26 protein-coding genes and 1 tRNA gene are annotated in these 25,030 nt (G+C 62.9%); 14 read left to right on the top strand and 13 right to left on the bottom strand.

Going from position 1 to position 25,030, the window contains the following annotated elements; translation table 11 throughout:
- Genes J2858_RS07750 through J2858_RS07740 form a run of 3 tightly spaced genes read right to left on the bottom strand, consistent with a single transcriptional unit; the run spans position 1 to position 2,758 of the window.
- Positions 1-792: a heme ABC transporter ATP-binding protein gene (locus J2858_RS07750; protein ID WP_210104230.1), complete on the bottom strand. Its 792-nt coding sequence runs from the start codon at positions 790-792 to the stop codon at positions 1-3.
- Positions 792-1,880 (bottom strand): FecCD family ABC transporter permease, encoded by a 1,089-nt coding sequence (locus J2858_RS07745; protein ID WP_210104229.1) that lies wholly within the window; start codon positions 1,878-1,880, stop codon positions 792-794. The genes J2858_RS07750 and J2858_RS07745 overlap by 1 nt, the downstream gene beginning before the upstream one ends.
- A complete protein-coding gene (locus J2858_RS07740) occupies positions 1,877-2,758 on the bottom strand; it encodes a heme/hemin ABC transporter substrate-binding protein (protein WP_210104228.1) in 882 nt (293 codons plus the stop codon). Before J2858_RS07740 ends, J2858_RS07745 begins: the two co-directional genes overlap by 4 nt.
- Positions 2,759-2,901: 143 nt before the next feature.
- Between J2858_RS07740 and J2858_RS07735 the strand changes: the two genes are divergently transcribed.
- Together J2858_RS07735 and hutX are read left to right on the top strand one after the other, a co-directional pair.
- On the top strand, positions 2,902-3,246 hold the full coding sequence (locus J2858_RS07735) for an antibiotic biosynthesis monooxygenase family protein (protein WP_210104227.1): 345 nt from the start codon (positions 2,902-2,904) through the stop codon (positions 3,244-3,246).
- Positions 3,243-3,773, top strand: coding sequence for a heme utilization cystosolic carrier protein HutX (gene hutX, locus J2858_RS07730; protein ID WP_210104226.1), 531 nt, complete (start codon positions 3,243-3,245; stop codon positions 3,771-3,773). The genes J2858_RS07735 and hutX overlap by 4 nt, the downstream gene beginning before the upstream one ends.
- Positions 3,774-3,813: 40 nt before the next feature.
- Here the strand turns inward: hutX and J2858_RS07725 are convergent, their stop codons facing one another.
- The 3 genes from J2858_RS07725 to J2858_RS07715 all read right to left on the bottom strand — a co-directional run bounded on the left by J2858_RS07725 (position 3,814) and on the right by J2858_RS07715 (position 4,751).
- Positions 3,814-4,125 carry a hypothetical protein gene (locus J2858_RS07725; protein ID WP_210104225.1) on the bottom strand — a complete coding sequence of 104 codons (312 nt, stop codon included), beginning with the start codon at positions 4,123-4,125 and terminating at the stop codon, positions 3,814-3,816.
- Between the two features lie 177 nt (positions 4,126-4,302).
- On the bottom strand, positions 4,303-4,548 hold the full coding sequence (locus tag J2858_RS07720) for a hypothetical protein (protein ID WP_210104691.1): 246 nt from the start codon (positions 4,546-4,548) through the stop codon (positions 4,303-4,305).
- A gap of 14 nt (positions 4,549-4,562) precedes the next feature.
- Positions 4,563-4,751, bottom strand: a complete 189-nt coding sequence (locus J2858_RS07715) for a DUF3008 family protein (protein ID WP_210104224.1) — start codon at positions 4,749-4,751, stop codon at positions 4,563-4,565.
- Positions 4,752-4,908: 157 nt separating this feature from the next.
- Here J2858_RS07715 and J2858_RS07710 point away from each other — a divergent pair, with 157 nt between their 5' ends.
- The 3 genes from J2858_RS07710 to J2858_RS07700 all read left to right on the top strand — a co-directional run bounded on the left by J2858_RS07710 (position 4,909) and on the right by J2858_RS07700 (position 9,891).
- Positions 4,909-5,178 (top strand): hypothetical protein, encoded by a 270-nt coding sequence (locus J2858_RS07710; protein ID WP_210104223.1) that lies wholly within the window; start codon positions 4,909-4,911, stop codon positions 5,176-5,178.
- Between the two features lie 202 nt (positions 5,179-5,380).
- Positions 5,381-8,056, top strand: coding sequence for a malto-oligosyltrehalose synthase (treY, locus tag J2858_RS07705; protein WP_210104222.1), 2,676 nt, complete (start codon positions 5,381-5,383; stop codon positions 8,054-8,056).
- Between the two features lie 485 nt (positions 8,057-8,541).
- Complete coding sequence (locus tag J2858_RS07700; RefSeq protein WP_210104221.1) at positions 8,542-9,891, top strand: NAD(P)/FAD-dependent oxidoreductase; 1,350 nt, start codon at positions 8,542-8,544, stop codon at positions 9,889-9,891.
- A gap of 88 nt (positions 9,892-9,979) precedes the next feature.
- On the opposite strand, the gene J2858_RS07695 is transcribed toward J2858_RS07700, so the two are convergent.
- On the bottom strand, positions 9,980-10,792 hold the full coding sequence (locus J2858_RS07695; protein ID WP_210104220.1) for an SDR family oxidoreductase: 813 nt from the start codon (positions 10,790-10,792) through the stop codon (positions 9,980-9,982).
- Between the two features lie 351 nt (positions 10,793-11,143).
- Here J2858_RS07695 and J2858_RS07690 point away from each other — a divergent pair, with 351 nt between their 5' ends.
- Positions 11,144-12,001 (top strand): glycerophosphodiester phosphodiesterase, encoded by an 858-nt coding sequence (locus J2858_RS07690; RefSeq protein ID WP_210104219.1) that lies wholly within the window; start codon positions 11,144-11,146, stop codon positions 11,999-12,001.
- 138 nt (positions 12,002-12,139) lie between these two features.
- Here the strand turns inward: J2858_RS07690 and J2858_RS07685 are convergent, their stop codons facing one another.
- Positions 12,140-12,469: a hypothetical protein gene (locus J2858_RS07685; protein ID WP_210104218.1), complete on the bottom strand. Its 330-nt coding sequence runs from the start codon at positions 12,467-12,469 to the stop codon at positions 12,140-12,142.
- Positions 12,470-12,806: 337 nt separating this feature from the next.
- Here J2858_RS07685 and J2858_RS07680 point away from each other — a divergent pair, with 337 nt between their 5' ends.
- A complete protein-coding gene (locus J2858_RS07680) occupies positions 12,807-14,612 on the top strand; it encodes a methyl-accepting chemotaxis protein (RefSeq protein WP_210104217.1) in 1,806 nt (601 codons plus the stop codon).
- 81 nt (positions 14,613-14,693) lie between these two features.
- Here J2858_RS07680 and J2858_RS07675 read toward each other — a convergent pair whose 3' ends face one another.
- Positions 14,694-15,404, bottom strand: a complete 711-nt coding sequence (locus J2858_RS07675; RefSeq protein WP_210104216.1) for a GntR family transcriptional regulator — start codon at positions 15,402-15,404, stop codon at positions 14,694-14,696.
- A gap of 256 nt (positions 15,405-15,660) precedes the next feature.
- On the opposite strand from J2858_RS07675, the gene J2858_RS07670 reads away from it, so the two are divergent.
- From J2858_RS07670 to J2858_RS07645, 6 genes are all read left to right on the top strand, one after another.
- Positions 15,661-16,746 (top strand): ABC transporter ATP-binding protein, encoded by a 1,086-nt coding sequence (locus J2858_RS07670; protein ID WP_210104215.1) that lies wholly within the window; start codon positions 15,661-15,663, stop codon positions 16,744-16,746.
- 44 nt (positions 16,747-16,790) lie between these two features.
- Positions 16,791-18,080, top strand: coding sequence for an ABC transporter substrate-binding protein (locus J2858_RS07665; protein ID WP_210104214.1), 1,290 nt, complete (start codon positions 16,791-16,793; stop codon positions 18,078-18,080).
- A gap of 475 nt (positions 18,081-18,555) precedes the next feature.
- On the top strand, positions 18,556-19,461 hold the full coding sequence (locus J2858_RS07660; protein WP_210104213.1) for an ABC transporter permease: 906 nt from the start codon (positions 18,556-18,558) through the stop codon (positions 19,459-19,461).
- A 3-nt stretch (positions 19,462-19,464) separates the two neighbouring features.
- On the top strand, positions 19,465-20,283 hold the full coding sequence (locus J2858_RS07655) for an ABC transporter permease (RefSeq protein ID WP_210104212.1): 819 nt from the start codon (positions 19,465-19,467) through the stop codon (positions 20,281-20,283).
- A gap of 3 nt (positions 20,284-20,286) precedes the next feature.
- Positions 20,287-21,030 carry an aspartate/glutamate racemase family protein gene (locus J2858_RS07650; RefSeq protein ID WP_210104211.1) on the top strand — a complete coding sequence of 248 codons (744 nt, stop codon included), beginning with the start codon at positions 20,287-20,289 and terminating at the stop codon, positions 21,028-21,030.
- On the top strand, positions 21,027-21,866 hold the full coding sequence (locus J2858_RS07645) for a GNAT family N-acetyltransferase (protein WP_210104210.1): 840 nt from the start codon (positions 21,027-21,029) through the stop codon (positions 21,864-21,866). Before J2858_RS07650 ends, J2858_RS07645 begins: the two co-directional genes overlap by 4 nt.
- Here the strand turns inward: J2858_RS07645 and J2858_RS07640 are convergent, their stop codons facing one another.
- From J2858_RS07640 to J2858_RS07630, 3 genes are all read right to left on the bottom strand, one after another.
- On the bottom strand, positions 21,867-22,694 hold the full coding sequence (locus J2858_RS07640; RefSeq protein WP_210104209.1) for a universal stress protein: 828 nt from the start codon (positions 22,692-22,694) through the stop codon (positions 21,867-21,869).
- A 135-nt stretch (positions 22,695-22,829) separates the two neighbouring features.
- Positions 22,830-23,813 carry a 1-phosphofructokinase family hexose kinase gene (locus J2858_RS07635; protein WP_245365672.1) on the bottom strand — a complete coding sequence of 328 codons (984 nt, stop codon included), beginning with the start codon at positions 23,811-23,813 and terminating at the stop codon, positions 22,830-22,832.
- Positions 23,814-23,991: 178 nt separating this feature from the next.
- Positions 23,992-24,186: a hypothetical protein gene (locus tag J2858_RS07630; protein WP_210104208.1), complete on the bottom strand. Its 195-nt coding sequence runs from the start codon at positions 24,184-24,186 to the stop codon at positions 23,992-23,994.
- Positions 24,187-24,596: 410 nt separating this feature from the next.
- Here J2858_RS07630 and J2858_RS07625 point away from each other — a divergent pair, with 410 nt between their 5' ends.
- Positions 24,597-24,818, top strand: coding sequence for an XRE family transcriptional regulator (locus J2858_RS07625; protein ID WP_210104207.1), 222 nt, complete (start codon positions 24,597-24,599; stop codon positions 24,816-24,818).
- 97 nt (positions 24,819-24,915) lie between these two features.
- Here J2858_RS07625 and J2858_RS07620 read toward each other — a convergent pair.
- Positions 24,916-24,992, bottom strand: a tRNA-Met gene (locus J2858_RS07620).
- Positions 24,993-25,030 lie beyond the last annotated feature (38 nt).

Genomic DNA, 25,030 nt, shown 5'->3' with positions numbered 1-25,030 from the left:
CTACAGCGCTGCGCGGTGGCGCGATTGCGGCAGCACGAAGGGGATATGGGCGGCCGGCATGCGCCCGACGGCACCGGCAATGCCATAGACATCGGCAACGACCGTATCGCTCAATGTCTGCGCCGCCGGTCCTTCCGCAACTACCCTGCCCTTTGAGAGCACCACGACCTGGTCGGCAAATTCGGCGGCGAGGTTGAGATCGTGCAGGATGGCAAGCACCGCTCCACCCTCGCGGGCAAAGCGGGCGGCAATTTCCAGGACGGAGATCTGGTGGCCGAGATCAAGGCTTGCGGTCGGCTCATCAAGGAAGAGCGCCCGCGGCCGGCCGCCTTCGACCGGGTGAGGCACCTGCGCCAGCGCGCGGGCGAACTGCACCCGTTGCTGCTCGCCGCCCGAAAGCGACGGATAAGGCCGCCCCTCGAAACCGGCAAGCCCAACACGGGCAAGTGCCCGCCGCGCTTCGGCTGCCGGATCAAGCGCCCCTCTTGCGACCGCCCCCATGCGCACAATTTCAAGCGCGGAAAACGGGAAGGCCAGTTCGCTTGCCTGCGGCAGCACGGCCCGGCAGGCCGCAAGCTTTCTCGGGTCGAGCAGCGACACATCGATGCTATCGTAACGGACATGCCCGTCGGACACCGCGATCTCGCCGGAGAGCGCCTTCATCAGGGTCGACTTGCCGGCGCCGTTCGGGCCGATCACCACCGTCACTTCGCCAGGGCGAAGGGTGAGCGACACGGCGTCAATCAGGCGACGGCCGGCACGTTCGACGGTGAGCGCGTGAGCACGGATCATCACAAACCTCCCATGCCGGCGCCGCCCTTGCGGCCCAGCAGCAACATCAGGAAAACCGGCGCACCGAACAAAGCGGTGATGATACCGATCGGCAGTTCGGCGGGCGAGACGATGGTGCGTGCGACGCTATCGGCGATGAGAAGCAGCGCCGCCCCTCCAAGGGCCGAGCCCGGCAGCAGGAACCGGTGCGACGGGCCAATCACCAGCCGCAACAGATGCGGCACGACGATGCCGACAAAGCCGATGGAGCCGGCAACGGCAACCGTTGCACCACAGGCGGCAGCAACGGCCAGGATCACCAGCCGCTTCAGCCGCTGCACCGGAATGCCCATGTGAAAGGCGGCCGCATCGCCAAGGATCAGCGCATCGAGCCCGCGCGCGACGAAGGGAATGATGCCGGTGACGACCGCGACGAAGGGCAGGATGGAAAGGACGCGGGTAAAGGTGGCGCCGCCGAGCGAACCGAGGTTCCAGAAGGTGATGTCGCGCAACTGACGGTCGTCGGCCATGAAGATCAAGAGCCCCATGGCGGCAAGGCTGAGTGCCCCAACCGCGATGCCGGAGAGAATGAGCTTCGACGTGCTGGTCTCGCCATCGCGGGTGGCGATGAGGTAGAGAACCCAGGTGTTCAAGAGCCCGCCGAGAAAGGCCATCAGCGGCAGGAAATGGCTGCCGAGCAGCATCGAGACGGGCGCAAGGACCGACGCGCCGAGCACGATGCCGGCAACCGCAAAGAGGGCAGCACCCGAGGTGACGCCGACAATGCCGGGATCGGCGAGCGGATTGCGAAACAGGCCCTGCATCATGGCGCCGGAAACGCCAAGACCGGCACCGACGAGGACGCCAAGCGCCGTGCGCGGCAGGCGCACCGCCTCCAGCACCACCCGCTCCTGCACCGCAAGCTCTGCGCTTCTGCCGGTAAGATAAAGCCAGAGATGGCCAAGATCGGCGCCGGTCGGGCCGCTGCCGAGCGATATCAGGCAGGCGATAACCAGAAGCAGCGTCAGAACGACGAGCATGGCCATGCCAAGCCGCGAGCGGTCGCCGTTATCCTCGCCCAGATGGAAGGGAAGCGTCAGGCTTTTCATCCCGGAAACGCTTCCGGGTAAAGATGGGCGGCAAGGGCGCGTCCCGCTTCCGGTGTGCGCGGACCAAAGCCTAGGAGCAGCAGGCCATCCATCTGGATCAGCGATCGGGTTGCGGCCGCCGGCGTCGACTGGAAGGCGGGCAGCGCAAACACCTCGTCCGGCTTTACGCCGTGGTTGCCCGATTGCATGACGAGGATGACATCGGGACGGGCGCCGATCACCGCCTCGTCGGTCAGCGGCTTGTAGCCGGAAATGCCGTCTGCCGCGTTTATGCCGCCGGCCATTTCGATGATGGCGGCTGCCTCCGTCTCCTTGCCGCCGGCCATGATGCGACCACCGGCAAGCGACAGAACGAACAGCACGCGCTTTCGCTTTTCGGGCAGCTTTGCCACCGTTTCGGACAGCGCCTTCAGATCCCGATCGGTCTTGTCGGCCAGCACGGCCGCCTTGTCATCCAGCCCGACTGCGTGGCCGACATCGCGGATCTTCTTGGCGATGGCAGATCCTTCCGGCGGCGTGTCGATGGTGACGACCGGGATTTCGCTGGCCTTCAGGATTGACAGAGCATCGGGCGGACCGGCCCCGTCTTCGGTGAGGATGAGATCCGGCGTCTTGCCCAGAATGCCTTCGGCCGAGAGCGCGCGCATATAGCCGACATCGGCCTTGCCCCTGGTGCCCGGCGGATAGCTGCTGGTCGAATCCACCGCGACAATGCGGTCCTCGGCGCCGAGTGCGTAGAGGATTTCGGTGACCGTGCCGCCGATGGAGACGATGCGCTGCGCCTTCGGATTTTGTCCGTCCGAGGCAAACGCCGCCGCGCCCGGGAGCGGTGCTGCCAAAAGAAGCGCCAGAAAACCTGTTTTGAGAAAAGCCTGCATCGTCCTATCATCCAGCACAATTCGGAGGCGCCCCAACCGACCCGCCCCCACATAACATGAGTGTTGTCGACAAGAATTAGGGCTTTTCAACCGACGGGGCAACAGATATCTTGAGCCATTCGCACTAGTTTAAAGGATCTGCCATGTACATCGCCATGAACCGTTTCCGCGTCGTGCCGGGTTTCGAGGAGGCATTCGAAGAGATGTGGCGCAGCCGCCAGCGTCATCTGTCGACTGTGCCGGGCTATATGGAATTCCACATGCTGAAGGGGCGCACGCACGAAGATCACACGCTCTATGCGTCGCACACGGTCTGGGAAAGCCAGGAGCATTTCACCGCATGGACCAAGTCGGAGCAGTTCCGCGCCGCCCATGCCCGCGCCGGTGAAAATCGCGGCAAGGTGGAATATCTGTCGGGCCCGCATTTCGAAGGCTTTGACGTGATCATCCACGAAGGTCGCGACGGAAACGCTGCGGAGGCCGCATGAGCGCGGCGCTCTCCCCATCCCTCGACGAGGCTGAGGCACGCCGGGCGCGCGCCATGGCAGCCCTTGGCGAGAAGCCGGATGGCGTGGTGGAGGCGATTGCCGCAACGGCTGCAGTAACGCCCGCCGAAATTCTGGCGCTCCTGCCAGCGGGCGCCGCGACCCAGGCGCCGGAAACAGCGTTTGAAGCGATCTGGGCAGCGATGACCGGCTGGGGCGAGGTTCTCTTCATCGTCCACACCGACGATATCGTCCTGGAGGCCGAAGGATCTCTGCCGGCCGGCAGCGAGGGCCATGGCTGGTTCAACATCCATGGCGACAGCCCGATCGGCGGCCATATCCGCAAGGAGAACTGCGCCGGCATCACCTTTGTCGACCGCGCCTTCCATGGCCGCCGTTCCTGCTCGGTCTGGTTCATGAACCGGAAGGGGGCCGCCATGTTCAAGGTCTTCGTCAGGCGGGATGCCGCCCGTGAACTGATCGGCGAACAGCTTACCCGCTTCGAGGCGCTGCGCGACAGCTATGCCTGAGAAGGCTGGAGCGGCTCTGCCGCTCCAACACCGGTTCAGGTCAGGCGCCGGTCTCTTCCGGCTCCCTGTTCTCCAGAAGATCGGCCAGAACCGCGCAGTTCGGATCGTTCCGGTCGAGGAAGGACGACGGCGTCGTCCAGCCGAATGTGACGCCGAGCGCCGTCGTCACTGCCCAGACCGGCTCCTGGCCGGCGCGTTCGATGAGGCGCGGGCCCTGCGTTGCAAGGCACTGCTGGGCCTGACGCACAGTCTGCGTCGAGGCGTTCATCTGCTGCAGATGCGACTGCAGCTCGGCCTGCACCGGGGTAATGACGAACATGGTCATGAACCACGCGAAAATATCGGAAATCATGTCTGGCTCTCTCAATCGACGGGAATGTCGTTATGAGGTCCGACATCGTGAAAGCGTCGATCCCTTTCACCAGAGGGGCCCGGACCACCGGGTCCGCTCAGATATGGGGATTGCCGCGTGCCGTTCAAGATGATGCTGCTGCAGCCACGCTCGGTTATTACTCAAGGGCGTGCCGGCTCAAAGCGCCGGCACCCATTTCCACATCACCGCTTCCTTGCGCTCGGGATAATGCTTGAACTCGCAGTCATGGCGCCTTGCAAAGGCGGCGGCTTCATCGAGCGCTTCGGCGCTCACCGGATCCATTCCCGTCCCCGGCGCGAACCAGTCCTCCAGCAGGTCATCGGGCACGTAAAGCCCGATCCGGAGCGGCAGCGCCTCCAGCGCCCGTGACAGGGCAGACCGTTCCTCTTGCGTTGCCGGCACGTTCATCGCCACCGTCATGATTTCCCCGCATGCTGCGGCTTGCCGGTGCGTTTGGTGGCGGCCATGTCGTGCAACTCCTTTTCCGACATGGATTTTTCCATGTTCTTCGAGGCGCCCTGAAGCGCGCTCTTCTTGATATCGCCGCGTTTGGCGGCAAGCGCTGCCCCTGCTGCCTTCTGCTGTGCCTTGGATTTTGCCGGCATTGTCTTCTCCTTATGCCTGCCCGCTCTTGCCCTCAAAACTTCCCGCGGCAATCGTGGTTCCATTGCGCCGCCCGCGGCATAGGGAACCGCAAGGCCTCTCGACGGGTTTCTCTCGCAACCGGCGATTTTCGGCCGTGCCTCGAAAGGACGAAAGATCATGACTGCACAAGACAACCAGGACGCCCGCGACAAGATGAAGGACGAAGGCTCGCGCCGGTTTTCCCAGGATGACCGGGAACGGGCGGAAGACGCCTTGCAGGGGCAGGTCGACAAGACCAACCTGAAAGCCCAGCAGGAGGCATCGCGCCTCGGCGGCGATGTGTATCTCGTCAAGAGCGACCTCGAAGACCAGGACGAACGCATGGGTGAAGACCAGCTGGATGGCCGCCCAAGCCCGATGGCAAATGCCGACAATCCGGAACGCTGATTGCTGACGGTCAACACGCCATGACCTCTCCAGCACCTGCGCCGCCTTAGCGCAGGTGCTGTTGTTTTCAGCCAATGCTTGCGTTTTTACGAGACGTAACCGAAAGGGCGGAACCGGCGTGCCGCCCCGACGTTAGAGGGGGCTTGACCTCACCATGGATTGATGACCTCGACCATGAACACGCGTCGGAGGCGCATATCGCTTGACAATTCCCACCTCGACCTACCGGATCCAGTTCCGCAACGGCATGACCTTCGATCGCGCGGTGGAGCTTGTGCCCTACCTCAAGCGGATGGGCATCAGCCATCTTTATGCCTCGCCGATTTTCACGGCCGCAGAGGGCTCGACGCATGGTTATGACGTGGCAGATGCCAACGAGATTGCCGAGGAAATCGGCGGCCGCGAAGGCTTCGAGCGGCTGAGCGCTGCACTCAAAGACCATGGCCTCGGTCTTATCCTGGACATCGTGCCGAACCATATGGCTGCGGCGCTGGAAAACCGGTGGTGGCGCAACATCATCGAATGGGGCAAGCAAAGCCCGTTCAGCCATTTCTTCGACGTCAACTGGCAGCACCGGCTGACGCTGCCGGTGCTGGGCGACGATTTCGACACTGTCGCGGACAAGGGCGATCTGACCGTCAGCCTCGACACCAAGGCCGCCTGCCTGACGCTGTCCTATTTCGACAGCCACTATCCGCTGTCGCCTGCAACCTATGACCTGGCGCTTCAGGGCATCGACCTTGCACTCGCCGACAAAATCCGCGCTGCCGCCGCCTCGGCAACGCCCGCCGGCGAAGAGGACTTTCATGAAACGATGCGCAGGCTCTGCGCCGATCCCGAAGCCGCAACGCTTGCCCAGAAGCTGAAGGACCGCGCGCTTGGGCCGGAAAAGCTGTCGGCTCTTCACGAGGCGCAGCCTTACCGCCTGATGAACTGGCGCGACGCACCGAGCGAGCTGAGCTACCGCCGTTTCTTCGAAATCACCGGTCTTGCGGGTCTGCGCGTCGAGACGGAGGAAGTCTTTCTGGAAAGCCACCGGCTGATCCTCGACCTCGTGCGCTCCGGCAAGGTGGACGGGTTGCGCATCGACCATGTCGACGGGCTTGCCGATCCGCGCGCCTATCTGCAGCGGCTGCGCGAGGCCGTGGGGCCGGCCTGCTACCTGGTGGTCGAAAAGATCCTCGCCCATGGCGAGCGTCTGCCGTCCGACTGGCCGGTATCCGGCACAACCGGCTATGAGTTCATCGCCAGCCTGTCGGATGTTCTGGCCGAGCCGCAGAACCTTGCCGCCTTCCACAGCCATTACAGCGAAACTCTCGGTCGCCCCCTCGACCTGGAGGCCGAGATGCACAAGGCCAAGGGGCTGATGGTCGATGTTAATTTTGCCGGCGAGGTCAGCACCCTCCTGTCGATCGCACTTGCCATCGCCGCCGGTCATGAAGACAGCGGCCGGTTTGACGACGAGGCCATGCGAGAGGCGCTGCGGGCGCTGCTGATCGCGTTTCCGGTCTACCGCACCTACGGCACCGCGCTTGGGCTGGAGCCAGCCGACCGCCAGCGATTGAGCGATGTTCTCTCAGACGTGCGCGCCGGCGAAAATCCGCCGCAGCCGCAGCCGCTCGGCTTCCTGGCCCGCATTCTGGTCGGCGATGTCAGCGAGGAATTCGATGCGCGCGCGGCAGAATTCCGCACCCGCTTCCAGCAGCTGACCGGGCCCCTGATGGCCAAATCGCTGGAGGACACGCTGTTCTTCCGCATCAACCCGCTGATTGCGCTGAACGAAGTGGGCGGCGAGCCTCTGCCGCCGCTGGCCGGCCTTGCGCAATTCCATGACGAAATGCAGTCCCGTTTGGAAGACCAGCCGCACGGACTGTCGGCAAGCTCCACCCATGATACCAAGCGCGGCGAAGACGCCCGTGCCCGCCTCTATGCGCTCTCCGAAGCGCCCGATCTCTGGCGCGAAGCCTTCGATCACTGGCGGCAGATGAACGGCAAGGCCCTGCGTCAGCTGGATGCCGGCGCCGCGCCGGAGCCGGAGCTGGAATGGCTGATCTATCAGGCCCTTATCGGTGTATGGCCACACGATCTGGCACCCGACGATGCGGATGGGCTAAAGGCGCTCGAGGAACGGTTCGTTTCCTATCTCGAAAAGTCCCTGCGCGAAGCCAAGCTGAAGACGAGCTGGAACGATCCGGACAGCGCCTATGAGGAGGCCGTCATCGACTATGCCCGCCATCTGCTAGGCCCCGACGGCGGAGAGTTCCGGCGTGACTTTGTGGCCCGCATGAAGCCGGTGTTTGCCGCAGGCGGCCTCAACAGCATCACCCAGACCCTGATCAAGCTTGCAGCGCCCGGCATTCCCGATATCTACCAGGGGAGCGAAGGAACCGACTTAAGCCTTGTCGACCCTGACAACCGCCGCGCGCCGGACTTCACCGCGCTGATGGCCGGGCTCGACTGCAGCTGCGATCCGGCCGATCCGGAGGCGTGGCTCGACGGACGGCTGAAGCAGCGACTGATCGCCACCATACTGCCCCTGCGCAACAAATGGCCGGACCTGTTTCTGGAAGGCGACTATGTGCCGCTCGACGTGTCCGGCTCAAACGCCGACCATCTTGTCGCCTTCGCGCGCCGCCACGGGGACAAGATGGTCATCATCGTTGCACCGCGCCTGATGCTGCGCACCCTTCTCGGCGAAACGGGGACGCAACTGCCCTCCCCCACGCTCTGGACGGAAAGCGTCTTGAAGCTGGATGTCGGCCTTGCCGGCCATGGCTATCGGGATCTGCTGACCGACGCCGTCATCCAGCCGGCCGCCGAACTTCGCCTGGGCGACCTGCTCGCCCGCCAGCCCTTCTGCGTGCTGATCTCCGCCTGATAACTGCCTGCGGCCACGGGGACCTCCCCCTGTGGCCGCAGATCCGTATCTGCCGTTCGCTGTCACCCGCGCACGAAAAAAGGTGCCGCCCGAGGAAGGCAGCACCTTTTAAACAACGTCCGTGACTGTCGTTAGAACCTCAGGCGAGGCCGACGAAAGACAGGATTGCGATGACGATGACGACGGCTCCAACGAGCCAGACGATGCTGTTCATGTTTTCTCTCCTTTGATCAGTTCGCCACCTTCACAGGGGTGGCCTTCGGGGTTCAGGATCAGGCGAACCCGACCAGATTGAGGACCGCAATGACGATGACGACGGCTCCGACAAGCCAGACGATGCTGTTCATACCCAGGCTCCATTTTGTTTCGCTGCTTCAACGATGGCGCGCAGCAAAGGTTCCATCACCCACGCAGGAACCTTTGACGGAACAATGGGTTCGGGTCCGCATCCGGTCCTTTCGCAACCGGAGACGGAGACAGTGCCGATGAGCTTCCACCCCTATACCAGCACGCTGCAGACCGAACGGCCGCAACAGGCGCCAGACGGTGCAGCACGCGGCAGGCCCCTTCGGGTGGTCATTGTCGGGGCAGGCTTTGGCGGGCTGGCGGTTGCGCGCGAGCTTGGCAACACGGCGATCGACGTGACGGTCATTGACCGGCGCAATCACAATCTCTTCCAGCCTCTGCTTTACCAGGTAGCAACCGCCGCCCTCTCCCCCGCCGATATTTCCGAGCCGATCCGCCGCACGCTGGGGCGCTATCACAATATCAAGGTGATGCTGGCGGAGGTCACCGGTATTGATGCGAGTACCCGCATGGTGCTGCTCGATCAGGCGCTTCCGGTGCCTTACGACCGGCTGATCATTGCGACCGGTTCGGACTACAATTACTTCGGCCATGACGAGTGGCGGGCGCTTGCCCCGGGGCTAAAAACCATCCACGAGGCGCGCCAGATCCGCCACCGGCTGCTTGTCGCCTTCGAGCGGGCCGAGATGTCGCAGGACCCCGAGGAGAAGAAGGCGCTGCTTACCAGCGTGATCATCGGCGGCGGGCCGACCGGCGTGGAAATGGCCGGCGCAATTGCAGAGCTTGGCCGCTTCATGATCACGCGGGATTTCCGCAAGCTGGCGCCCGAGCATTTTCGCGTGCTGCTGGTGGAGGCGGGTCCGCGGATTCTGGCTGCCTTCCCGGAGGAACTCACCACCTATGCCAGGCGCGAGCTTGACCGCATGGGCGTGGAGGTGATGACCGGCCGCATGGTCGAAGACATCTCGGACGGGATCGTGATTGCCAATGGCGAGACGATCCGCACCGCCAATGTCATCTGGGGCGCCGGCGTCAAGGCTTCGCCCGCCGCCGGCTGGCTCGGCGTCGAGGGCAAGGCCGGCGGGCGCATTCCGGTCGATGGCACTCTGAGGGTATCCGGCCATACCGACATCTTTGCGCTTGGCGACACGGCGCTTGGCACGGACGAGGCCGGAAAGCCGCTCCCTGCGCTTGCGCAGGTGGCAAAGCAACAGGGCCAGTATCTCGGCAAGGCGCTACGCCATGAACTCCTCGATGGCAAAGCGTCTGCGCCCTTCCACTTCAACAATCGCGGCAATACCGCCGTGATCGGCCGCCATGCCGCCATTTTTGATTTCGGAAAGTGGAGACTTAAGGGCCGTATCGCCTGGTTCCTCTGGGCGCTGGTCCATGTCTACCTGCTGGTGAATTTCGAGAAGCGGCTGCTGGTCACCATCCAGTGGATCTGGCGCTATCTCACCCGCCAGCGCGGCGCACGCCTGATCGATGAAAACGTCACACGATCGATCACGCCGGACAGAAAGCCCTAAACCCGCAACGGAGAAAGGCGGCAGGAGACCCGCCGCCTTCAAAAACTCGTAGATCTCGCGGCATCCTTCTGCCGCGGCAAGCCGCCGATCAGATGATCGGCTTGCCGCCGGTCACCGCAATGGTCGCGCCCGAGACATAACTGGACAGCGGATCGGCGAGCATCACATAGGCCGTCGCCAGTTCCGCCGGCTGGCCCGGACGCTTCATCGGCACCTGCTGGCCGAAGGATTTGACCGACTCCTCCGGCATTGTGGACGGGATGAGCGGCGTCCAGATCGGACCGGGTGCAACCGCATTGGCGCGGATGCCCTGTTCCGCGAGCATCTGTGCAAGGCCTGCGGTGAAATTCTGGATCGCCCCCTTCGTCGTTGCATAGGCGAGCAGGGACGGGTTGGGGCTATCGGCATTGATCGACGTGGTGTTGATGATGGCGCTGCCCGGCTTCATATGCGCGACAGCCGCCTTCGTCAGATAGAACATCGCGTGGATGTTGACCTTGAACGTCAGCTCCCATTCCTCGTCAGAAATCTCGGAAATGGAGGGAAATGTCGCCTGATGCGCGGCATTGTTGACCAGGATGTCGATGCCGCCCAGTTGCTGGACGGCCGTGTCGATCACCTTGCGGCAATGCTCCGGCGACTGCAGGTCGCCCGCCACCAGCACCGCCTTGCGGCCGGCCTCTTCCACGAGACGTGCCGTTTCCGCCGCATCCTCGTCTTCGTCGAGATAGGAGATCACGACGTCCGCGCCCTCGCGGGCAAAGGCGATGGCAACCGCGCGGCCGATACCGCTGTCGGAACCGGTAATGACGGCCTTCTTGCCGGCGAGCCTGCCCGAACCGCGATAGGAGCTTTCACCGTGATCCGGCACCGGCTGCATCTCTTTGGTAAGGCCAGGCATGGCAATCTTCGGCTGGGAAAAGGGCGGCGTGGGATGGTTTTGTGACATGCGTCAACCTCGCTTTCATGATGGGATTCAAGGGTCGAACTCTGCGCAAGGGGCAGATGTTCCCGTTATCCGTACGCGCCAGATCCGGGCCATGCGGTCGCCGGTGACCTGATCACGTCCCCCATCGGATGCGTGAACGATGCCATCCCCCCTCATTTGCATGGACATCGGGTGGATCGCCATGGCACTCCTGCCGCCTGACCATCGGCCTTGAAAAATTCTGTCATCCGGCCGTGCTACGGCATCGACCTCCAGGCCCTCCGCCCTGTGCCGGGGGCAAACGTTACAGGTGAAGGTATCCTCATGCACACATCCGCGCCCGGTCTCGACATTCTCCACGACGGGCATCGCACCCGGCTCAAATGGCACCGGCTTCGGCTGACGCTTTCGGCCCCGCTATTTTCCGCCGAAACGATGGCGCTCGGCTTTTCGCTCGGGGCATCCATGGAGCTCGATCTCAGGGTACGCGGCGATGGCGGCTTCGTGGTGCTGCATGATGCCGATCTGGAAGGAGAAACGAATGGCCATGGCCCGGTGCGCGCGGCATCGGCAGACGATCTGCGCCAGCTTGCCATGAAGGCAGGCGGCACGCCGCCCATTCTCAGCGAAGACCTTGCCCGGATGCTGACCACCGCCCATCCGCAAGCGCTGTTGCAGTTCGACATGAAGGATGATCTTGCAACGATCGGCGAAGGCGGCCTGTCGCATCTCGTCGAGCATTTCGGCAGTGCCGACCGCTCGATCATCGTCAGCGCCGGCGATCTCGACCTGATCGTTGCGATCGGACACCGCCTGCCCGATCTCGCCCGCGGCATCGACCCGACCGACAAGCTGCTGGAACTCCTTCACGCCCGTGGCCCGGCAGCCGTGGAGGCCGAACTTCGGTCGGATCTGCAGGGGCCGACGCAACCCGACACGATCTATCTGTCCTGGCCGCTGGTGCTGAAAGCCTCCGCGCAGGGCCTCGACCTCATCTCCCTCTGCCACGCCCATGGCTGCAAGGTGGATGCCTGGACCTTCAACCTTCAAAACGCCGAGACCGGTTTCAGCGATGAGGAATGGGCGCATTTCTCTGCCCTCATGGCGCTGAAGCCCGACCAGGTGACGACCGATGAGGCACCGGCGACCGAACGCGCCTGGGCTGCCCGAATGGTTTTTTGACCCGATTGCCAGATGCGGCTTGCAAGGAAGCTTTGCAGGTCAATGGCGAAGATAGGGCCATGAAAAACCCCGGAAAGCTGTCTTGCGCTTTCCAGGGTCAAGTGAACCGACGATGGTTCGGCTAAGAAGGGATGCCGCTCAGATTTCCGGGCAGCCGCGCTCATTGGCAAAGGTGATGCGGCTTGGGCCACGACGGGTAAAGCCCTGCACCACGACGCGGCCGGGCGTTACGCGCACCACTTGCGGATCGCGCAGACCGGAATCGCGGGCGGCGGCGCGGGCTTCGCGTTCGCTGCAGCCGCGGCGCGGCGGGCCGCGGCGGTCACGGTCGTTGTCGCGAATCACCGGACGGACTCCGTCCGGGCCAACCCGCAGCTCCATCTGTTGCGCCTGCGCGGTCGTCGCAGCACTCAGGCCCGTCACCGCCATGGCAAGCGCAAGACCCGCGCTCTGGATCACCTTCAGCATGATAGTCTCCTTGTCGCCCGCCTGTTGCGGCAGGCTCGTTATTAAGCCAGCACCCAACGTCAATCCCGCCGTTTGGTTCCAGATGACCAGGCGGCAGTATCGGCTAAGATAAGCATTAAAAGGTCAGGAGACGGTGCGGTGCGGCGGCCGCTATTACTATAGTTTGTCACTTTGGCTATACCCGGACTTAACCAATTTGCCGGACTGTCCATGCCGGGCAGGATGGAAAAATTTCTTTGATCGAGACAATTTGCTGCCTTTTCCCGGGCAAGGAGGAGACAGGAGGTCGCCTTACTTCAGCCTTTGCGCTTTCAATAGGTCAAAGATGTTACGACACTTGTCGATCCGGACGAAGATCCTGTCCGTCATCCTGTTTCTCGGGCTGGTTTCCCTGAGCGGTATTTTCTACATCAGCAATCGCTTTGACAGCGTCAATGATCGCTATGCGAACTTCATCGCCAACAATGCAGCGGCCGCGGTTCTCGGCGCCCGCTCGTCGGCCGGCATGTGGACGGCGGTCAATGCCATCACGCGCGTTGCGCTGAGCGAAACCGGTTCGCCGGCCTATGACGAAGGAAAAGCCGCCTTCGTGCGCAATCTCGACGGCGCCAAGACGAAGATGGTCGATATCGGCCGCATGGTGCCGGCCCTGAAGCCGCCGTCGGACGAGTTGATGGACCTGATGGACCAGTTTGGCGTCGTCTACGACAAGGTCGTCGCCGCAAAGCAGGCTGGGCGCAATGACGAGGCGATCGCGCTGGTGCGCTCGCTCGACCAGCTGTCCCCGGTCTTCTCGACCAAATCGGGCGCCAATAATACCGCGCTCAACGAAATGGTGGCCAATGGCGGCAAGACCATCTCCAGCGACACGTCCTCCATCATCACCACGAGCGTCGTAACTCTTGTGATCAGCGTGCTCGCCACCATTGCGCTTGCCTTCTACATGTCCCGCGCCGGTATCACCCGGCCGATGGAATTGCTGCGGCAGCGCATGACCGCGCTTGCCGACGGCGAAACCGAGACAGAAATTGCCGGAACGGACCGGAAGGACGAAATCGGCGCCATGGCCAAGACCGTCGACATTTTCCGCACCAATGCCCAGGAACGGGCCCGCCTTGCGGCAGCCGCCGAAGCCACGCGTCGCCAGGCCGATGCCGAAAGGGCCGCCAATGAGGCGATCCGCTCGGAAGAAGCGGGCACGCTCGCCGAAGTGGTGCAGGCGCTGGCAGGCGGACTTCGCGCCCTGGCCGATGGCGACCTGTCGCACCGCATCGAGCGCCCCTTTACCGCCAAGCTTGACACGCTGCGCAACGACTTCAACCATTCGGTGGAAAAGCTCAACCAGGCCATGCAGCTGGTCGGCACCAATGCGCAGGCTATTACCGCCGGCGCCAACGAGATCCGCACCTCCAGCGACGATCTTTCCCGCCGCACCGAACAGCAGGCAGCCTCCGTCGAGCAGACGGCAGCAGCCCTTGAAGAGATCACCACCACCGTGCGCGATGGTGCAAAGCGGGCGGAAGAGGCCCGCAAGCTGGTGGTCGCAACCGGCGAGGATGCCCGCAATTCCGGCACCGTGGTGCGCTCGGCCGTCGATGCCATGCATGCCATCGAACAGTCTTCCGGCGAGATTTCCAACATCATCGGCGTGATCGACGAGATCGCCTTCCAGACCAACCTGCTTGCCCTCAATGCCGGCGTCGAAGCCGCGCGTGCCGGGGAAGCCGGCAAGGGCTTTGCGGTGGTGGCGCAGGAAGTGCGTGAGCTTGCCCAGCGCTCGGCTCAGGCCGCCAAGGAAATCAAGGGGCTGATCAACACGTCGAGCGCCCAGGTGGCCAATGGCGTGACGCTTGTCGGCAATACCGGCAAGGCGCTCGAAGGCATCGTCAACCAGGTGCAGCACATCACCGGCCACGTGCAGGCGATTGCCGACGCCTATCGCGAACAGTCACTCGGCCTTCAGGAAATCAACACCGCCGTCAACACCATGGACCAGGGCACCCAGCAGAACGCCGCCATGGTGGAAGAGGCAACGGCCACAGCCCACCAGCTGTCGACCGAAGCCGAAACGCTGACCCGCCTGCTCGGCCAGTTCCGCCTGGCGGAAGCACAGCGCTCCGGCCAGTACGCCCGCGCCGCCTGATCACCCAAGGCGAGCTCCGACAACGGGACCCCGGATCCGCCCGATCCGGGGTCGTTTCTATTCAGGACGCAGAACGGTTATCTAGACGTCCAGCGCATCCTTCAGCGCAAGGCCTTCGCGCACGCGCAGATCAAGATCGGCTTCGATGTGGTCGATATGGTGCAGCATCAGGGCAGAGGCGCGGACGGCATCCCGGCGTTCCAGTGCGTCGAGGATCTCGCCATGTTCGCCGTGGCCGCAGCGCGAGACGCCGGTGCTGCCATAGAGCGCGATGACCAGCGACGAGCGCGCCACAAGCTCATCCATGAAGCGCTGCAGGATGGCGTTGCCGGCAACGCTTGCCAGCATCAGGTGGAAATCGCCGGAGGCCTTGATTTCCGCCCGCCTCGCAGCCGGCCCATGCTCGCTCATATAGCGCGCCTCTTCCTGCAGCTGGTGGCGGAAGGCATCGAGATCGGCGCTGGTGATACGCTCGATGGCGGCCGTGACGATGCCGGGCTCCAGAAGACGCCGTGAGGCAAACACCTGGCGGGCCTCTTCCGGCGTCGGATTGGAGACGAAGGCGCCGCGGTTGCGCTCCGCCCGCACCAGCCCCTCGAAAGCCAGCATCTGGAGGGCAGCGCGCACCACCGTGCGGCTGGCATCGAAAAGCGCGCCCACTTCGCTTTCCGACAATTTGGTGCCCGGCACCAGGCGCCGGTCGACAATGGCGTTGCGAAGTGCCTCGCGAATGGCAAGCGCCCGATCGTCCGGCACCAGGTCGAAGGGGCTGATTTTGTCGCTGATCTGCATTGCAGGTTCCCGTTTTGCTCTTGTGTAACGCGAACAGCCGTCACTGCAAAGCGGGAACCGCGCTTCCTTTGCGCGATGGATACAATCAAGTGGTGGCATCGTACACAATCGTCTATTTTTTGCGCAGCCATAGCTCAGTCCATGTGCATCCAGATTGAGCACTGCCCGTCGACATCAATTAAGTGCCCGAGATTCCAGATGAAGCAGCACTTGGCACGGCGCATGCATTGCTGTTGGCCAAGACAAGGGAGTCCCCATGACGAAAGCCGCAGAAATAGACATCGCTTCGGTCTCGAAGGTCTACGGCACCACCACGGCCGTCCACTCGATCAGCCTCAAAATCCCCGCCGGCAGTTACTGCTGCCTGCTCGGCCCCTCCGGCTGCGGCAAGACGACGACGCTGCGCATGATCGCCGGCCACGAGACGATCACCAGCGGCGATGTTCTGCTGGGCAACAAGAACGTTACCGATCTGGCGCCGGCCGAGCGCGGCACGGCGATGATGTTCCAGTCCTATGCGCTGTTTCCCCATCTCGATCTTGTCGACAATGTTGCCTTCTCGCTGAAGATGAAGGGCGTCGACAAGGAGACCCGCCGCGCCAAGGCGCTCGACATGCTGAAGCTGATGCAGCTCGATGCCTATGCGACGAGACGGCCTGCCCAGCTTTCGGGCGGCCAGCAGCAGCGCGTGGCGCTTGCCCGCGCACTGATCACCGATCCGGAGGCGCTGCTGCTGGACGAGCCGCTGTCGGCGCTCGATCCCTTCCTCAAGGTGCGCATGCGCGCCGAGTTGAAGAAGCTGCAGACCTCGCTTGGCATCACCTTCGTGCATGTGACGCACAGCCAGGAAGAGGCGATGGCGCTCGCCGACCTGGTCGTCGTGATGAACGATGGTCGCATCGAGCAGGCAGCGCCGCCACGCACGGTGTTCGAGCGTCCGGCGACCGCCTTCGTTGCCCGTTTCATGGGCGATCACAACGTGATTTCCGGCCGGGTGACCGAGGTCAGCGAAGGCCGCCTGACGCTTGCCGTCGCCGCCGGCGCAAGCTTTTCGGCACCGGCGGACACCGCCGAGATCGGCGCTCCGGCCGATATCGCCATCCGCACCGACCGCGTTCAGGTGGGTGTGGACGCCGCAGACGGCTACGGGTTTACCGGCACCATCAACAATATCGAATATCGTGGCTCCTCCGTGAAGCTCGCCGTCAACGGCGCCGGCATCGAGGATTTCACGGCCATCCTCAGCGACAAGGTGTTCTTTGCCAATCCCGTCAAGGTCGGCGAAGCCATCCAGCTGTCCTGGAACGCCGAGGACGTGATCGTTCTCGGGCGCCCCTCCTAACCACGAGCCAAAACACAAACAACAACCTTCAGAGGAGACATGGCATGACCAATACAACGAGCAAGCCTACGGGCATCAGCCGCCGCAGCCTGCTGAAAACGGCCTCTGCCGCCGCCGGCCTTGCTGCCGGCTCGGGCGCCATCACCGGCTTCCCGACCATCTGGGCGCAGAACCCGATCACGCTGCGCCAGTTCGGCACCGGCGTGTCGAACATCAATGCCATTGCCGAAAAGTGCAAGGCAGACCTCGGTATCACGCTGGAAATGACGGCAACCGATTCGGACGCAGCCGCCCAGCGCGCCGTGACGCAGCCCAATTCCTACGACATCGCCGATATCGAATACTGGATCCTGAAAAAGGTCTTTGCCGCCGGCGTCATCCAGCCGATGGACGTGAAGAAGCTGAAATATTACGACAAGGTCGTTCCGCTGTTCAAAACCGGCAAACTGAAGCCGGACAGCGTCATTGCGCAGGGCACGGCCCCGCACACGGTCGGCTTCGTCGAAAAGCCGGGCGACAAGAAATTCGCCAAGGGTGAAACCCAGTGGTTCACCATGATGCCGACGATCTACAATGCCGATACGCTCGGCATCCGCCCCGACCTCGTCGGCCGCGAGATCACCTCCTGGGCCGATATCATGGACCCCGCCTTCAAGGGCAAGACCTCCATCCTCAACATCCCTTCCATCGGCATCATGGATGCCGCCATGATCATGGAGGCGATGGGCAACATCAAGTACAAGGACAAGGGTAACATGACGAAGGAGGAGATCGACAAGACGATCGATTTCCTCATCAAGGCCAAGCAGGGCGGCCAGTTCCGCGCCTTCTGGAAGTCGTTCGACGAGTCGGTCAACCTGATGGCGTCTGGCGAAGTGGTCATCCAGTCCATGTGGTCGCCGGCGGTTGCTGCCGTGCGCTCCAAGGGCATCGCCTGCAAATACCAGCCGCTGAAGGAAGGCTATCGTTCCTGGGGCGGCGGTCTGGGTCTGGCCTCCCACCTCAAGGGGGCGCAGCTCGATGCCGCCTATGAATATATCAACTGGTACACGTCCGGCTGGGTCGGCGCCTACCTCAACCGCCAGGGCTACTATTCGGCCGCCATGGAAACGGCAAAGGGCCATATGTCGGCCGACGAGTGGGGCTATTGGATCGAAGGCAAGCCTGCCCAGGGCGACATTCTCTCGCCGGAAGGCAAGGTCATGGAAAAGGCCGGCGCCGTGCGCGATGGCGGTTCCTTCGAAGACCGCATGGGCAAGGTCGCCTGCTGGAACTCCGTGATGGACGAAGACCGCTACATGGTCCGCCGCTGGAACGAGTTCATCGCAGCTTAAGGTCGGATATCCCTGCAGGGGAGGCTCGGGGAATATTCCTGCTCCTCCTCTCCAGACATACCCCTCCCGGCCTACCGGCCACCCTCCCCACAAGGGTACGGCTATCGCAATTGAAATAAGACCCTCTCTGCCCTGCCGGGCATCTCCCCCACACGGGGGGAGATACGATGCGGCAAGCGTCCCGTTCCCGCATCAGAGGGTGCGGCCGGGTTAAGCCCTCCCCCTTGTGGGGAGGGTTTGGGAGGGGACTTGTTTCATATGCGATAGCCCTCCCCACAAGGGGGAGGGAGATCCGCGGACCTGCTTCGGTCTTGAAGCAGGATCCGGACAAGAGGACGCGCCGGACGACAAACGCGCTCCGCGGCTCGCTGCGGAGTATTCCCTCCACGGAGGGCAGGACTTGGCCGCTTGCGGTCTCCCCCTTGTGGGGGAGATGGCCGGCAGGCCAGAGGGGACTTTCCCGACAGGAGACGATATGACCACAGTACGCTTCATCGGTGTTGGCGAACCGAAGCCGAAACGCAGCCTGCGGCTGCCGCTCAAGCTTGTCTCCTATATCCAGGCAACGCCGCTCACGCTCATTCTCGGCGCCTTCCTGCTTTTGCCGCTGCTGATGATCGTCACCGTCAGCTTCTGGGACTATGACTTTGCCCAGATGTATCCGGATTTCGTCACCTTCAACTATACCGAGACGCTGGGCTCGTGGGTGACCTGGAAGACCTATCTCAATACGCTGAAATTCGCCTTCCTGGTCTGGGCGATCACGCTGTTCATCGGCTTCTGGGTCGCCTATTTCCTTGCCTTCCACATCCGCACCGCCGCCATGCAGATGGTGCTGTTTCTCGTCTGCACCGTGCCCTTCCTCACCTCCAACATCATCCGCATGATTTCCTGGATCCCGGTGCTCGGGCGAAACGGCCTGATCAATTCCGGGCTGATCCATGCGGGCCTCGTGTCCGAACCGGTGGAATGGCTGCTCTATTCGGATTTTGCCGTGGTGCTCGCCATGGTGCATCTCTACACGCTGTTCATGGTGACGCCGATCTTCAACACACTGATGCGCATCGATAAAAGCCTTGTAGAAGCTGCGCGCGATGCCGGCGCCTCCAGCGTTCAGGTGCTCACCAACGTCATCCTGCCGCTCGCAAAGCCCGGCATGGCGATCGGCACCATCTTTGTCGTTACGCTGGTGATGGCGGATTTTTCGACCGTGCAGGTGATGTCCGGCGGCCAGAGCGCGTCTGTCGCGCTGATGATGAAGAACCAGATGTCGCTTCTGCAATATCCGGCAGCGGCCGCTAATGCCGTGGTGCTGCTCGTCCTCGTTCTCCTGATGGTCGCGGGCATCCTGCGCATCGTCGATATCCGCAAGGAGCTTTAACCGATGTATGCCGACAAGCGCTCCCGCGAATTCTATATCCTCGCTATCTTCTTCGGCCTCTTCGTGCTGTTTCTCTACGGGCCGCTGTCGGCCATCCTCATCCTGTCCTTCCAGGGGCCGAACGGGGGGCTGACCTTTCCGCTGAACGGCGTGTCGCTGCGGTGGTTTGCCAATCTTCTGGAAACACAGGCGGTGGGCGATTTCGGCGGTTCGTTCCGCCGCTCGCTGATGCTCGGCATCATGGTGATGCTGGTGACCGTTGCCGTGTCGCTGCTCGCCGGCCTTGCCTTCCGGCGCAAGTTTCTGGGTGCGACCGTTTTGTTCTATCTGTCGGTCGCAAGTCTCGTCGTGCCCTCCATCATCATCTCGCTCGGCATCGGCGTCGTCTTCCAGCAGTTCGGCATCCAGCCGGCCTGGTATTCCTCGGCCTTCGGCGCCCACCTCACCTGGACGCTGCCGTTTGGCGTGCTGATCATGTTTGCCGTGTTCAACCGGTTTTCCCCCTCCTACGAGGAAGCCGCGCGCGATCTCGGCGCCACCTCCTGGCAGACGTTCCGCTATGTCGTCCTGCCGATGATTGCCCCATCCCTCATCGGCGTCGGCCTGTTCGGCTTCACGCTCTCCTATGACGAATTTGCCCGCACGCTGATGACGGCCGGCACCTACAATACGCTGCCGCTCGAGATCTATGGCATGACGACCAATGTCACGACGCCGGTGCTTTATGCGCTCGGCACCGTCACCACCGTCTTTTCCTTCCTCGTCATTGCCGGAACGCTCGGGCTCATCATCGCCATGAACCGTCACCGGTCCAAAGGCTGATCGATGCGCATTCTCCTGATCAATCCGAACACCACCGAAAGCATGACGGCGACGGCCGCGGATGCGGCACGCCGAGTCGCGGCCATCGGCACCGAGATCATGCCCGTCACCTCGAAGATGGGTCCGGTCTCCATCGAAGGCTATTATGACGAGGCGCTTGCCGTGCCCGGCCTGCTGGTCGAACTTGCCGAGGGCGAAAAGGCCGGCGCCGATGCCGCCATCATCGCCTGTTTCGACGATACCGGGCTTGATGCGGCGCGTGCCCTTGCCGTCATTCCCGTGATCGGCATCTGCGAGGCGGCGCTTGCCTCTGCCGCCTTCATTTCCCAGCGCACGACGATCGTCACCACCATGGAGCGCTCGCGCCTGCCCATCGAACATCTGGTGCAGCGCTATGGTATGACCGGCCGGGTCAAGGTGCGCGCCGCCGATATTCCGGTGCTCTCGCTAGAAGACCCCTCCTCCAATGCCGGCGAACGGTTGCGCGCCGAAATCACGGCGGCCCTTCGCGATGACCGGGCAGATGCCATCGTGCTCGGCTGCGCCGGCATGGCGGATCTCACGGCAGAACTCTCCCGCGAATTCGGCGTGCCGGTGGTGGATGGCGTGGCGGCGGCCGTCAAACAGGCGGAAGCACTGGTGACGCTAAAACTCTCCACCGCCAAGCGCGGTGCCTATGCCTCTCCGGTGGAGAAGCCCTATCTCGGTCTTCTGGAAGGGTTTCGGCCCAAGGCGATGACCGCATGACGACGGCCAAGATCCGGGTGCTGACGCCTGCAGAACTCAGCCAGCTCATCGGATGGGCGAAGGCAGAGGGTTGGAACCCCGGACTTGACGATGCGGCCGCTTTTCACGCCGCCGATCCGTCCGGCTTCTTCGGCTGTTTCGTCGATGGACAGATGGTTGCCGGCATCTCCGCCGTGGCTTACGGCGAAACCTTCGGCTTCATCGGTCTGTACATCAGCCACCCGGACCACCGCGGCAAGGGCTATGGCCTGAAGGCGTGGGACCAGGCCATGACCTATCTTTCCGGCCGCAGCATCGGGCTTGATGGTGTGCCGGCGCAGCAGGCAAACTATGCCCGCATGGGCTTCGTGCCGACCTATGGCACCCTGCGCTGGAGCGGGCGCTATCCGGCGCTGCCGCCCCTTCATTCCCCCGTGGTCTCGGTCGCCCCCGAGCATTTCGACGCGATCGAAGCCTTTGATAGCCTCGCCTTTCCAGCCCCGCGCGCGGCTTTCCTGCAGCAATGGCTGAAGCCGCCGCGGATCGCCCGCGCGATCTTTCGCGGACAAGAGCTTGCCGGCTACGGTGTCGCGCGCCGCTGTCATGAGGGGGTGAAGATCGGGCCGCTGTTTGCCAGCACCGATCAGGATGCGGAAACCCTGTTTTCGGCGCTCGCGACGGCGGCCGGACCAGAAACGCTGTCCATCGACGTGCCGGAAAGCCAGACGGCGTTCTCCACCCATCTCGCCGGCCTTGGTTTTGCAAAAGGCTTTGAAACGAAGCGCATGGTTCACGGCGCTCCCCTCATCTGCGAGGAGCGCCTTGTCTTTGGCGTCACGACGCTGGAGCTCGGCTGATCAGCGGGCGATAAGGACTGGCACCGGCGCCTCTTCAAGAAGCGCCTGGGTGACGCCACCAAAGACCCGTTCGCGCAGGCGTGAATGGCCATAGGCACCCATGACGATCAGGTCGGCTCCGATCTCGCCCGCATGGCTTTTCAGCACATCCTCGACGGGACGGCCACCACTCGGCAGTTGGTCTACCACGACGGTCACGCCGTGGCGCGCCAGAAAGGCTGCGACATCCGCCCCCGGTTCACCGCCATTGACCGTATAGGACGCATCCGGATCGATCAGCGTCACATGCACGCTTTCCGCCTGGGTGAGGATTTCGATCGCCTCGCGGGCCGCCCGCCCGGCTTCGGCACGGGAGTTCCAGGCCAGAAGCACCGTCTTCACCTTGACCGGCGCCTGCCCGGCCGGCAGCAGCAGCAGGGGACGCCCGGCATCGAACACGGCGCCGTCCACCACGGCATTGATGAGGGCCGACTGCGCCCGGAGCTTCGGCCCCACCACGACGAGATCGGCATAGAGCGCCCGCTGGAAGATCGTATCAGCGAGGAAGGACCGCTCGGTATAGAAGCGGTCGATGTCGAAGGGAATTTCGGCGGTTTCGCAGTGGGTTCGCGCCAGATCGGCGACCGCGTGAAGCGTCTTCAGATCTTCGACGCGCTGGTCGAGCCAGGCGGTGCCGACCGGATAATCGCCAACCGTCGGGGGCGCTGCGATATCCACCACCAGAAGCGAAAGATGGGCGCCGAGCTGGCCTGCAAGATCGGTCGCGCGGTTGATGTCGGCGGCGTCTTCATGGCTGCCGATGATGGCCAGAACTGTCTTGAACAACATGATGGTGCTCCCTTTGCCAAGGCCGCGTCGGCCTCGTTGAAAAGGAGCTTAGGCGCATCAGCCCCCGCCCCATATGATCTCTGTCAAAAACAGGGGGCAAAAGCCGCAGGCTTCGCCCCTTTGCTCCTCACGCGGTCACGCGCTCGCCAGCCAGGCAGCCGCCTGCTCCTCGTGGCGGGCAGCGCAGGCATCACCATACAGTCTCAAAATATCTGCGCGTTGGCAGAGTTCGGTTCCTTCCGTCATGACGGCGGCGGCACCGGCTGCAAGACCGAAGCGGAAGGCCTCGCGGATATCCTGTCCCTTCGACAGCGCCCAGACGATTGCGCCGACAAAACTGTCTCCGGCACCGACGGCCGAGCGCACCGTCACCCTGATCGCCGGCATCAGAAGGCGCCCTTCCGGGCCAACCAGCAGGGCGCCCTCCTCCCCCAGCGTCAGCGCCACATAACGGGTCACACCGCGGGCGACGAGGTCGGCGGCAAAGGCTGCGGCCGTCTCGATATCCAGCCCATGGCCGACGAGCCGTTCCAGTTCGCTGAGGCTCGGCTTGAAGAGAAAGATGCCGCCCTCGGCAATCGCTGCCGACAGCGCCTCGCCGGACGCGTCCAGCACGAAACGCCCCCCGTTTGCCGCCGTCAATCGCGCCATGCGGGCGTACGTATCACATGAAACGCCGCGGGGCAGGCTGCCGCTTGCGACAACATAGGCCCATCTCCGCTCTCCGACGAGGTCCATCACCGGTTCCACTTCGAGCGGCGAAACCACCGGACCTTCCGGCACGAAGCGATATTCAAGCCCGCTCTCATCCTCATGAACCATGAAGGCGATGCGCACGGAGCCATTGATGGGAAAGATATGCAGCCCGAGCGGCAGCGCCCTCAGCGCCTCGACGAGAATGGTTCCGGTGGCGCCGCCTGACAGCACCGCCACATCCGGCTCGCCGCCCATTTCGGCAATGAGCCGCGCTACGTTGACGCCGCCTCCCCCCACTTCCTGGCGTTGGTTGCGCACCCGCATCTTGTGGGTCGGCACGATGCGCGTGACATCGTTCGACAGATCAAGCGTCGGGTTGAGGGTGATGCACAGAATAGCGGGCGGAGACATCGGTTGGGACATCGGCGGAGCGCTCCAGGGCGAGGATCATCGAACGCAACCACACCAGGCCGCGTCAGGCTTCAAGGAGCTAACACGCAAGGCGGCAAATCGTTTGATCCAGCGCATCCGCGGCCGAATATTTCTCCGCCCGCCGCCCTCATGGCCATAGTGCAATGCGGGCACGCGTTCAGATCAGGCGTCAGTAGATCGGGTACATGCCCCAGAAAAAGGCATCCGAGGGCAGATCCCTCTCTTCGGTCGCATCGGCCTTTTTGTCCGGCCCATTCCCTTCGCGTGCAACCGCCTGATCACTTTTGCGTTCATGGCTGAGCGTGGATTTCTGCCCCAAGCCAAACAGGTCGAAACCAAACTGCATAAAGCCTGCTATCATCATTCAAGCCTCCAGTTGGAAGGGCATCATGCCCATATTGATTTCACCGCAAGTCGAAGCGGTCGTCAAGATGGCGAAATGCCGGCAAAAATCCGGCAGAAAACCGTCTATGACACTACTGCAGGCTCCGTTCGGTTGTGATTGCCGCCTTTATGCAAGATATCTCTAATTTACATCAATCGGCCAGCATCTCGCTAACCGGCGCGGTGTATACAAGGATGACGGGTTGCCGATCCTTGGTGCGGACCGAAATACGCACGGCTTCGGCGACGTGCCTGCGCAAAACCTTGGACTCTGCGGCAGAAAGGACTATCTATGTTGCGCTGCAGCAAGTTCACCGCGTATCGCGCAGCGTCCTTTGAGCTGATGCCCAAAATTTCCGACCTTGGTCGGCACTACCAAAGGAGTTGATAATGACAATGTCCCAGACCAATTTTGATAAAAGCCAGCCTGTCTCCATCGCCGGCGCGATCGCCGAAGGGCGTCGTGCATCCGGCTATAGCCTGGAAGACCTGGCCATTACCTGCGGCCTGACGGTTGAAGAACTGGAAGCCATCGAAGCCGGCGCGGATCAGGATCCCGCCCATGTCCGCCGCGTTGCCGCAGCGCTCAAGCTGCAGACGCTTGCCCTCTGACCAGACTGAAGCTTGCCGTAGAGCGGGTCAAAAGCCCGCTCTCACGCCTCCTGCAAGGCGGACATCTTTGTCGAACATCTTGATAAATAGAAGAATTTGGTAGCGGGGGGCGGAATTGAACCGCCGACCTCAGGGTTATGAATCCTGCGCTCTCACCAACTGAGCTACCCCGCCAAGAGCGACTTCCGCGTGTCAACTGTGTGACCCGTCCG

The organism is Neorhizobium galegae, from assembly GCF_017877135.1.
Lineage (GTDB): Bacteria > Pseudomonadota > Alphaproteobacteria > Rhizobiales > Rhizobiaceae > Neorhizobium > Neorhizobium galegae_A.
This window is presented reverse-complemented; position numbering and strand designations above follow the sequence as displayed.